Source organism: Aquimarina macrocephali JAMB N27 (genome assembly GCF_000520995.1).
GTDB lineage: Bacteria > Bacteroidota > Bacteroidia > Flavobacteriales > Flavobacteriaceae > Aquimarina > Aquimarina macrocephali.
This window is the reverse complement of the sequence record NZ_JACA01000047.1, coordinates 64860-76089: the sequence shown is the minus strand read 5'-3', so window position 1 is coordinate 76089 and position 11230 is coordinate 64860. Positions and strand designations below refer to the sequence as shown.

At 35.8% G+C, this 11230-nt stretch carries 9 protein-coding genes and 2 tRNA genes; all 11 read left to right on the top strand.

Translation table 11 applies throughout. From position 1 onward, the window contains the following. Positions 1 to 73 precede the first annotated feature (73 nt). Positions 74 to 895 carry a C-GCAxxG-C-C family (seleno)protein gene (locus tag Z054_RS0122355; protein WP_024772257.1) on the top strand — a complete coding sequence of 274 codons (822 nt, stop codon included), beginning with the start codon at positions 74 to 76 and terminating at the stop codon, positions 893 to 895. A gap of 18 nt (positions 896 to 913) precedes the next feature. Continuing rightward, positions 914 to 2122 carry a cysteine desulfurase family protein gene (locus Z054_RS0122350; protein ID WP_035093097.1) on the top strand — a complete coding sequence of 403 codons (1209 nt, stop codon included), beginning with the start codon at positions 914 to 916 and terminating at the stop codon, positions 2120 to 2122. A 161-nt stretch (positions 2123 to 2283) separates the two neighbouring features. Next, on the top strand, positions 2284 to 2904 hold the full coding sequence (locus Z054_RS0122345; RefSeq protein ID WP_024772255.1) for a class I SAM-dependent methyltransferase: 621 nt from the start codon (positions 2284 to 2286) through the stop codon (positions 2902 to 2904). Between the two features lie 68 nt (positions 2905 to 2972). After that, complete coding sequence (locus Z054_RS0122340) at positions 2973 to 4967, top strand: aminotransferase class V-fold PLP-dependent enzyme (protein WP_024772254.1); 1995 nt, start codon at positions 2973 to 2975, stop codon at positions 4965 to 4967. Positions 4968 to 5422: 455 nt separating this feature from the next. Further along, positions 5423 to 6682, top strand: a complete 1260-nt coding sequence (locus Z054_RS0122335) for a hydroxymethylglutaryl-CoA synthase family protein (RefSeq protein WP_024772253.1) — start codon at positions 5423 to 5425, stop codon at positions 6680 to 6682. After that, positions 6670 to 7461, top strand: coding sequence for an enoyl-CoA hydratase/isomerase (locus Z054_RS0122330; protein ID WP_024772252.1), 792 nt, complete (start codon positions 6670 to 6672; stop codon positions 7459 to 7461). The genes Z054_RS0122335 and Z054_RS0122330 overlap by 13 nt, the downstream gene beginning before the upstream one ends. Positions 7462 to 7642: 181 nt before the next feature. Continuing rightward, positions 7643 to 8998 carry a DUF1302 family protein gene (locus Z054_RS0122325; RefSeq protein ID WP_024772251.1) on the top strand — a complete coding sequence of 452 codons (1356 nt, stop codon included), beginning with the start codon at positions 7643 to 7645 and terminating at the stop codon, positions 8996 to 8998. A 189-nt stretch (positions 8999 to 9187) separates the two neighbouring features. Beyond that, positions 9188 to 10138, top strand: a complete 951-nt coding sequence (locus Z054_RS0122320; RefSeq protein ID WP_024772250.1) for an acyltransferase domain-containing protein — start codon at positions 9188 to 9190, stop codon at positions 10136 to 10138. A 69-nt stretch (positions 10139 to 10207) separates the two neighbouring features. Continuing rightward, positions 10208 to 10282: transfer RNA gene (locus Z054_RS0122315), tRNA-Cys, on the top strand. A 56-nt stretch (positions 10283 to 10338) separates the two neighbouring features. After that, positions 10339 to 10413, top strand: a tRNA-Cys gene (locus Z054_RS0122310). 38 nt (positions 10414 to 10451) lie between these two features. Beyond that, positions 10452 to 11177, top strand: a complete 726-nt coding sequence (locus tag Z054_RS0122305; RefSeq protein WP_024772249.1) for an MBL fold metallo-hydrolase — start codon at positions 10452 to 10454, stop codon at positions 11175 to 11177. Positions 11178 to 11230: the final 53 nt, after the last annotated feature.

Below are 11230 nucleotides of genomic sequence, written 5' to 3'. Positions count from 1 at the left end.
ATAATTCAATCTTTCTAACAGGAGAAATGGGTTATGAACTATATATAATTAAAAACTCACTAAAATTTCCATTATGAAGGCTATTAAAGAAGGTTTAAAAGTATTATCCAGAGGAACTTGTGGTACAGCATTTTGTTCTCTGTTAAATAGCGAGTATGGTGTTCCGAATGAAATAGCAGAGATTGCGGCATCTCCTTTTGCAGGAGGGCTATTGAATAGAGGATACCAATGCGGAATGATCGGAGGAGCCGTTTTGGCTGCCGGAGCAGAATCATACCGAAGAAATGAAGACACAGGAGAAGCAATAGCAATGGCTATAACAGCTACACAACATCTGATGGAATCCTTTAAAAAAAGAACAAATACGATAAGTTGCCGTGATATTACAGATATGGATCTTACGGGTAAATTAGCTCCGCTAAAAGTATTGTTTACGGGAAAAGCATTTGGTTGTATGAAGCTGGCAGGAAGATGGGCTCCCGAAGCAATTAAATCAGCAGATGAAGGCTTATCGGATGAATCTGTAAGTTTCTGTCCGGGATCGGTAAGTTGTGCATCTGAGGTGGTCAGAAAAATGGGAGCTACAGAAGAAGAAATGCTTATGGTAGCCGGATATGCCGGAGGGCTTGGTTTAAGCGGAAAAGAATGTGGAGCGCTAAGTGCTGCGATTTGGTATAAAATGGTGGATTGGATAAAAAAGAATCCTGGTAAATCACCATCGTCATTTGATAGCCTGGAGACCAAAAAGATGCTGAGAGCGTTTTATGTTCAAACAGACTCCGAAGTATTATGCAGTAAAATTACAAACAAAGAATTTAAGGATATAGATGATCACTCCGAATATATTAAGAATGGAGGTTGTAAGAAGATCATCGATGCACTTGCTGCACTATAATTTAAAAATATGATTGCCATGCTAAAACAAATATTGAACAAGCGAAATGTTTATTTCGATCATAACGCAACAACTCATATAGCACCATCTGTAAGAAGCGTAATGAATCGGGTATTGAAATCTTATTGGGGAAATCCCTCATCGGGATATTCAAAAGGGAAAATGTCTGCACAAATTATTGAAAAAGCTCGTGAACAAGTTGCAGCCACGATCGGAGCTCATTCACATGAAGTGTATTTTTCTAGTTGTGCAACCGAATCCAATAATGCGTTATTGAAAACAATAAGTAGTCATTTCTATCCAGATAAAAACAAAATAATCTCTACACCAATTGAGCATCCATCAGTGATTCAAACACTAGAGTATTTGAAGACCAAAAATATAGATGTTCAATATTGTCCTGTAGATAGTTCTGGACGTGTATTGCTTAAAGAGCTTGAAGCTATGATAGATGATCGAACTTCTATGGTTTGCTGTATGTTGGCTAATAATGAAATAGGGACGATTCAGGATATTAAAAAAATATCTGAAATGGCCAAGGCTAAAGGTGCTCTGGTTTTTTCTGATTGTGTGCAGGCATTAGGCAAAATCTCTATAAACGTGAAGGAACTAGGAGTCGATTATGCTACATTTTCTGCTCATAAACTCTATGGCCCTAAGGGAATAGGTGCCTGGTATGCCAAAATTAGCTGTCCTCTCGAACCTTATATTCATGGAGGACATCAAGAAGAAGGAATGCGAGCAGGTACAGAATCCATTCATAATATCGCAGGTTTTGGAGAAGCTTGCAGACATGTAAATAAACTTGTATCCCTTTCAATAAAAAATGAGTCTCTTAAGAAAACATTCATTAATGAATTAAAAACGATAAAAAGTGATATAATTATTAATTCTCCAATGGATAACTGTTTGACTAATACCATTAATTTAACCTTTCCTGGTATTGGCAGTGGCGACTTAATGAAATCACTGGATTATAAGGGAATTGCTGTTTCTTCTGGCTCTGCGTGTAGTGCATCATCTAACAAACCCTCCCATGTTTTAAAAGCAATAGGATTAACAGATGAGGCAGCACAGGAATCTATCCGGATCAGCTTTGGATCTAAGACAAAACACCAACATATCAGATACGCTTTAAAGGTGATGAAAGAATATATTGAAGAAATAAAAAGCGAAAAATTAAATTCATCTGTAAAGATCAATAGACCAGGCTTGAATTATAAATAGGTGAAGATATTACTCGGATAAAAAAGCATTAAAAATTTTAAGCAATTATTTAATGTGAAGAAATGATTAAATCTTTAGTGAGATAGCGAAGTGTTTGCACTCATTCTCAATTTTATAACTAATTTGGGAATAAATGATTATTAAAATTTAAATATATAAAAATGTATAAATCCGAAAAATTTTGGGATAAAAGTGCTAATGGGTATGATAAGGAAGAAATGAAAGATAGAGAGGTGCGAATTAAAATTCTTCAAAAAATCAAGGGATATCTCAAAAAAGAGGATAATGTTTTGGATTATGGATGTGCCACAGGAATATTAGCCAATGAAATTGCTAGTAATGTTGATAAGGTTTACGGTATTGATATATCGTCTGAAATGATCCGGATTGCCCAAGATAAAGCCAATGAATTACAGATTCAAAATGTAGATTATTCGCATACCACAATATTCGATAAGAACTATAAGTCAGGAGGCTTTGATATGATACTAGCAGTCTATATGCTTCATTTATTAGAAGATTTACCCAAGGCTTTAGAAAGGATCTATGAATTGTTAAAACCGGGAGGAGTATTTATTTCTGTAACACCTTGTCTGGGAAAAGGATCTCTTGCGGGAATTGCACTATCGCTTGTTAGTAAAATCGGATTAATTCCGAAACTGAAAACATATACTGTTTCAGAATTAGAAAACTCAATAAAGGATACGGGATTTGAAATTGTTGAAACCGAATGTTTGCACCGCAGAGGGCGTCAACATTTTATTACAGTAAGGAAAAATTAGGGTGTTTAGTGTTAAGAAAAATAGTTAAAAATAAAAATAGATTAAAAATTAAATAAAACGAGATTCAAATGGAAACAACTATGTACAATGAGCATGGATCATCAAACGTTAGCCAGCTCAAACAAGAAGAAAATGGCGCGCTAAAAGGTAATGAATCAGAAACAGCATTTGCTGAGCTGGAACGTGGAGTGCATGCAGCACTAGAAACTTATTCCAACGTACATCGTGGGAGTGGACACAATTCAATGGTATCTTCTCACCTATATGAGCATGCCAGGGATATTGTATTGGAATATATGGGGCTTAACAAAGATAGATACATTGTCATTTTTTGCTCTTCCAAAAGAACAAATAGTTTAACATCACAACTTAAGTCAGGAAGCTATCAATTTTTGACAAGCCTAGAGATTGGTTTGCCGTTGGGTATAACCGCAGTTGTTGTTGGGAAAAAAGCATTACCTAAAGGCACTCCATCCGAGTGTGGTGGAGGAACGGCCAGACTTGTTGCGGCAGAATGGATAATCTGGAATAACGGACCAGACAAATTTGAGGCAGGTACTCCAGCCATTGTTAATGTCATTGCATTTAGTAAGGCACTTCTCTTAATGAAGCAATATGGAAAAGATATCTTTAAGAAATTATCTCAAAAGGATCTTAGCGTAAATGAGTTAATATATAAGGATGAGTTAGAGAAATACTCCGGACTGGAACTTATGAAAAAACTTAAACAAACCTTAATAGGACGAGGTCTCATTGTACCAACCATGGAAGGCGAAAGACAATTCGTAAACCTGGATAATAGTGCCAGTACGCCTACATTTACTCCAATTTGGAACACGTTTCGTGAGGCATTACGTTTGCCAGAGAAAAGAAGACAAGAAGTAGTACAAGAAGTAAAAACTATTTGTAGTGAAATCCTGGGGGCACCTCTCGAAAACTATGATATTATTTTTACTAAAAATACTACCGAATCCATCAACCTTGTATCTGAAAACCTGATTAATAATCCCGAAAATGATATTGATCCAGTAGTACTGATCTCCCTACTGGAGCATTCCTCTAATGATTTACCTTGGCGTATGATTTCCCAAAACTCTCTGATCAGGCTAGGAGTGAATGAAGAAGGTTTTATAGATTTAGTAGAACTGGAAAAAAATCTACGGGAATATAATCTAGAGTATAAGTACGCAAAGAAACGTATTAAGGTTGTTGCTCTGAGTGGTGCTTCTAACGTTTTAGGGTCATGTCACAACATCAAGGAAGTAAGCTCAATTGTTCATAAATATGGCGCAAAACTTCTGATAGATGGTGCCCAGGTAGTTGCTCACCTTAAGGTTGAGGTAGAAAAGGATGGGATCGATTATATGGCTTTTTCTGCTCATAAAATATATGCCCCATTTGGTACCGGAGTATTGGTGGTTAAAAAAGGATTACTCAATCATAACCTGAATGAGAAGAAACGTATCCAATTGTCTGGAGAAGAAAACATAGGAGGGATTGCGTCATTGGGAAAAGCACTTGTGCTTTTACAACGCATCGGTATGGATGTGGTTCACAAAGAAGAACAAGTATTGACTAAACGAATATTAGATGGGATGTCAAAAATACCTGGACTAACTGTTTTTGGGGTAAATGATCCAAAATCTCCTAAATTTGATGATAGGATAGGAGTTATTGTTTTTGAGACAAAAGGAATTTTGCATAACAAACTAGCAGAAGAGATGTTTCGAAAAGGAGGCATTGGTGTAAGATACGGTTGCCATTGCGCCCATTTATTAGTTAAGAAAATAACAGGTATTAGCCCTGTACTCGAGCAAGTACAACGTATTGTTCTAACTGTAGCTCCAAAGACTCAATTACCGGGAGTTGTTAGAGTAAGTCTTGGAATAGAAAATACAGAAGAAGATGTAGACATATTAATTGAGGTATTACATAAACTAATTCAACAAATCAAAGAGAAACCTAGTGGGGCGCAAAAAAAGGCAAACTCAAAAGCAGAAGCGGATTTCCAGAAACAGTTGGATGATTTCTCTCAGGCAGCAGTTAAAAGAGTTTATGCTTAGTTGCTAAAAAGGGTTACAACATATGTTAATACTCATGAATAAAAAATAATAACCTTACTCCAAAGCATAATCTGGTTTTGGAGAATTCCTAGAACTTAAATTTTATTTACAAGAATTTCATTAGATATGCTGAGGTAGGATTTTGTTTACATATCTCCGATAGCCTTATTCATGGCAGATCTTTTGTGTCAGTAAGCCAGCATTTAGGATAGATATCAAGAAAGATAAATGATCTTGAGTGACTACTTGGTAATTGACATTGGTAATTGAATTTCAATGTTCTATTGATTAAACGAAGCCTTCAAGATGGCCTATCGTAAATCAAATATCATCAACGATACATTAAATTAAAAAACTAAGATACAGGTAATGTAGCTTAATCTGGTATGCTCAAAAAAATCGTATACCAATCACACAAAAACTTAATTTTTAACCATTTAATAATAGAAAAATATATGCGTATAGCAGGAATTGAAGCAATGAATGTCTTCGGAGGCACAACATTTTTGGATGTAGAAAAACTTGCAGAATATCGTAAATTAGATACCTCTCGTTTTAAAAATCTTCTTATGAAAGAGAAGACGGTAGCATTACCATATGAGGACCCAGTCACTTTTGGAGTAAATGCTGCTAAGCCTCTCATAGATGCTCTTAGTCCGGAAGAAAAAGATCGTATCGAGCTGGTAATCTCATGTACAGAATCGTCCTTTGATTTTGGGAAATCAATGAGTACTTATTTTCACGAAATTTTGGGGTTGAACCGCAATTGTCGCTTGTTTGAGTTAAAAAATGCATGCTATTCTGGGGTGGCCGGTTTTCAAATGGCAATCAATTTTATCTTGTCTCAAACTTCACCTGGGGCAAAAGCTCTGGTAATTGCTACAGATGTATCCCGTTTTATGATAGAAGAAGGTGGGGATGCACTCACTATGGAATGGTCATTTGCAGAACCTAGCGGAGGAGCCGGAGCGGTTGCTATGCTGGTTAGTGAGAAACCTTATGTGTTTCAGGTAGATATTGGCGCTAATGGATATTATGGTTATCAGGTGATGGATACTTGTAGACCTACTACAGATGGCGAAGCCGGAGATTCTGACTTGTCATTACTCTCTTATTTAGACTGTTGTGAGAATTCTTTTTATGAATACCAAAAACGTGTTCCCGAGGCAGACTATGCCAAGACTTTTAGCTATCTGGCCTTTCATACTCCTTTTGGAGGAATGGTCAAAGGAGCACATCGTAATTTAATGCGCAAAGCAGTGAAAGCAAAGCCTAAGGACATAGAAATGGATTTTGAGAACCGAGTAGTTCCCGGATTGGTCTACTGTCAGCGTATTGGCAATATTATGGGAGCGACAGCCATGATGTCACTCGCTAGTACGATTGAGAATGGCAGTTTTGACGCACCACAAAGAGTTGGATGTTTTTCTTATGGGTCAGGTTGTTGTTCTGAGTTTTTTAGCGGTATAGTAGGTGAAAAAAGTCAGGAAAGTATACAAAAGTTCAAGATTAAAGAACAATTTGATAAAAGGTATGAACTAAAAATGGATGAATATGAAGATTTACTGGTAGGTAGCAATGCAGTAAAATTTGGTACACGCAATGTAAAATTGGATACTGATTTTATTTCTCAAGCTAGAAAAACGTTGAACAGAGAGACACTTTTTTTAAAAGAGATTAAAGAATTTAAAAGAGAATACGAATGGATATCATAAGCAATGCAACGTTATACGAAACTATAAAAACCAGATTTGAAGGAGATATTTGTTTTATTCAAATCGATCGTCCAGAGGCTAAAAATGCAATTAATAATAGGTTGATCGAAGAGTTTACAAATGCACTTGATCTATGTGAAGAGTTGGCAAAAATCGTGGTTGTCGAAGGTTCTCCTGAAGTGTTTTGCTTTGGAGCAGATTTCAAAGGAATTCAACAGAGTATTGAAAACGGGACTCAGCACCAAGATCAAAACCCCGAACTAATGTATAATCTATGGCAAAAATTAGCTTCAGGCCCATATATTACCATTGCACATGTTAGAGGAAAGGCTAATGCCGGTGGAATGGGTTTTGTAGCTGCTTGCGATATAGTACTCTGTGAACAGAAAGCAGTATTTAGTTTATCAGAACTTCTTTTTGGACTGATGCCTGCCTGTGTTTTGCCTTTTCTGATCCGTCGAATAGGATTCTCTAAAGCACATTACATGACATTAATGACTCAACCTGTACAAGCAAAAGAGGCATATGACTGGGGATTGGTGGATGCATATGATGAGAATAGTAAAAACCTGTTGAGAAAGCATTTATTACGCCTACGCTTGCTTTCCAAGCAAGGAATAACCAGTTATAAAAGTTATCTGAATAAATTGGACAATTTTCCAAATGCTTCTAAGTCACACGCTCTTGCAGCTAATATTGAAGTGTTTTCTGATGAAAGGAACCTGAATAAAATAGCAAGATTTGTAAAAACCGGGCAATTTCCCTGGGAAAAAGGATAAATAATACATACGGATGTAATACCCGGTAAGATTAGCAATGAAATCGAATTTGCTCATACTGTTTAAATCATTCAAAAATCAAACCCAATTAACATTCTGGGCGTGACTTCAAATGATTTTGATACATCATTAACGTCACGAAGAAAACAAATCATTATTAATTTATTTTTTAGAGAGAGGCATGAAGAATTGCTCCAACTTCACCAATGATGTTGTATATAGTATTATCATCTCATTTATAAGTGTTTCATGTATTTATGGCCAGATTCCTGTAGAAAATGATACCATAGAAGACATCGAGGATTTCGATATCATTGATATGGAATCTACTCTAGTTGAAGAAAAAAAGGATTCCATTTCATGGGTTTCAGATGTGTTTAGTGCAATGCGTTTGGGGATACAATATGGATTTACGTATAAAGCCGAAAAACCAGATAAGATAATGAATAACCGGTTTTCGTTTCGGTTAGAATATTCTAAATCCTTCTTGGAGTACCTTTCAGTCCATATAGACACTAAAATGTTTACTTTTCTCAAAAATGATCATAGGATTCGTGATGAAGAGGATATAGTGGCATTGGAAGGAAGAACAAGAGAAGCTTATTTACAGACTAGTTTTAATAAAACAAGTATCAAAGCTGGAATTCAGATAGTTGTATGGGGGGAATCTGATTATGCGATTGTTACTAATGAAATAGGCCGTTTGGATTACCGGGAACCGCTAAGTCTCAATATGGATGACCTTAGGATAGGACAACCTATGCTAACCATAGACCAGTATTCATCATTTGGATATTGGAGTGCGTTTTTTGTGCCTTATTCCGAATTTAACGAACAACCTCGAAAAGGAACAGGATATTATTATGATCCTTTTGACGGGAAAGTTGAATATCTAAAGGAAAAACAAAAGGGAAATTTTTCTGAATATGGTTTACGTTGGAGAAAAACCTTCGGAAAAAGTGACATTAGTATTATGGCAGCCAGTTTGATAGATAATCAATATGCCTTACGAATGGTCAACCCTGATCTTATTACCAAAAGTAAGCAACGGTTTTTTATGACTGGTGTTACCTTCAATCGAGCAATCAATAATTTACTCGTTAAAGGTGAAGTAGCAATAAAATCTGAAAAAGCATATAACGATGCATCGTTTCAGATTGTAAAAAAAAATGCTCTGGATGCTTCACTTGGTGTTGATTATTCCCCCAACAGTACTTTTACGTTAAGTATAGAAGCAGTGAATTACCATATCATGGACTGGTCAGACCAAATTCAGGGAATTCCCAGAAATAATTATATAGCCCTTTTGGCCTTGAGCAAACAGCTAATGAAAAATAATCTATCCCTTAGTTGGGCTTCTATGTACAACGGACCTTATACTAATTTTTTTAATGTGTTATCGGCTTCCTACAATTGGAATGATCATATCACTTTGAATTTTGATGCACTCATTCCTATCGTGGATGATGCCAGAAGTGGATTTTACCCTTATCGTGATCAAAAACAGGTTGCTTTTAGGGTTTTGTATCAGCTTTAATTGATTACATAATGAAAACTATATATGGTACTTTTTCGTGGCTATAAATAGAAAAAGAAGAATTCTGATAATATTGAAGTAAAACATCTTATCCGGTTACCAGAAGATTTTTCAGGTTTCCTAATCATATTGGTTATACAAAAAGTACAATGAGGTTAGGAAATCCTGTCATTAAATAAAAAAGATCAAATGAATAAACAGATTATAAGTATGTTCTCTGGCCAGGGGTCTCAATACTATGAAATGGGTAAAGAACTCTATGAACATAATGAACAATTCAGATATTGGATGGATCATTGTAATGAAATAGTTTTTCCATTAATAAGAACCTCTTTAATTGATGTTTTATATCGGGGAAAGAGAAAGAGCGAACCCTTTGATAACATTCTTTATACGAACCCTGCTTTATTGAGTATCCAATATAGTATGTTCAAAATACTTAAAGGAATGAATATCCAACCAGATTTTCTTATGGGATATAGTATGGGGGAACTCCATGCAGCTGTTGTTTCAGGTGCCATTTCCCTGGAAGATGGGATCAGGGTATCGGTTGATATAGCTAAGCTTGTTCATGAAAAGACCCAACCTGCAGGTATGTTGGCTATTATGGGATCAAAATCAATAATGATCCGCTACCCAGATCTTTTTCGTAATTGTTGGTTTACAGCGGGAAATTTTCGAGAGAACTTTGTTGTGAGCGGTTTGCCTCACACAATACAAAACCTTTATCAAAACTTAAATAAGGAAAATATTATATCACAAATATTACCAGTAAAATATGGGTTTCATACCAAACTCATAGATCCAATCGAAGAGCATTATAAGCAAATTTTCAAAGATATTCGGGTAGTACCTCCCAAAATTCCAGTGATATCGTCATTGCAAACAGGGACAGTCCAGGAATTGAACGGGGACTATATATGGAAAGCTATCCGTAATCCTGTTAATTTCGAGCAAACTGTTGAAAGAATACTGGAAACCGAAGATTATGCTTTTATAGATATAGGACCTAGTGGAACTTTGTCAACTTTTGTTAAATATATACTTCCTTCAGATTCAGGTTCTATTTCATTGCAAATGATAAATCAATTCGGAAGTGATTTAAATGTCATTCAAAAATTAAAAACTTGTTTGTGTTAGTGAATCACTGCTATAAACATTCTTCAGAAGTATTGACGAAAAATATTTTATAAAAAAACAATAAGAAAAGGTGCTGTACCCAAGAGGCTTAAGGGGAAGGTCTGCAAAACCTTTATTTCAGTGGTTCGAATCCACTCAGCACCTCTTAAGAATATAATAATCTGTAAGTTTTGAATTTTGAATCTACGACTTACGCAAATGGCGCTGTGCCCAAGAGGTCTAAGGGGAAGGTCCGCAAAGCCTTTATTTCAGTGGTTCGAATCCACTCGGCGCCTCTATAAATGCAAAATAGAGCACATTAATTTACACATCAATGAAATTTGAAAATCTGATAATGGATATTGGATATACCGATACGGGTTACAGCGGTATAGTACAGGTTGTCATACTGAGAATGACTTATATGTCTATGGTGAACTATAGTTATTTGGTGGTTGACCATATTAATAATCAAGCTATTATTGTGGATCCGGCCTGGGATATGAGAAAAGTAGAGCAGGCACTGGAGAATACCGAAACAGTCTTAAGCGGAATTTTACTTACTCATTCTCATCTTGATCATATTCATTTAGCCAAACCTCTGGCAGAAAAATACGGCTGCCCCATTTGGATGTCTAATGAAGAAATTAGGTACTCTGGTTTTCATGCTCCACAATTAGAAGGTGTCGGTACAACACCATGGTCAGTTGGCCAAATACAGATTGAACCTTTATTTACCCCGGGTCATACACCCGGCGGTATGTGTTATCTAATAGGAAATAGTTTATTTACCGGGGATACATTATTTGCCGAAGGATGTGGCTTATGTTTTGACATGCAAGGAGCACATAATATGTTCGAAAGTATTGAATATCTAAAAAAAAGGATTGTATCAGATACGCTCATTTTCCCAGGTCATAGCTATGGAAGATCACCTGGTCAGGTATTTTCAGAAGTATTGAAGCAGAATATATATCTGCAATTTAAAAACAAAAATGATTTTGCTGCATATCGTTTAAGAAAGGGACAGAATAAATTGAACTTTTTTGATTTTCAGTAAGATAAAATCTTAAGCAAAAAAGAAGTGTATAATATTTAAATAAATAATAGAAG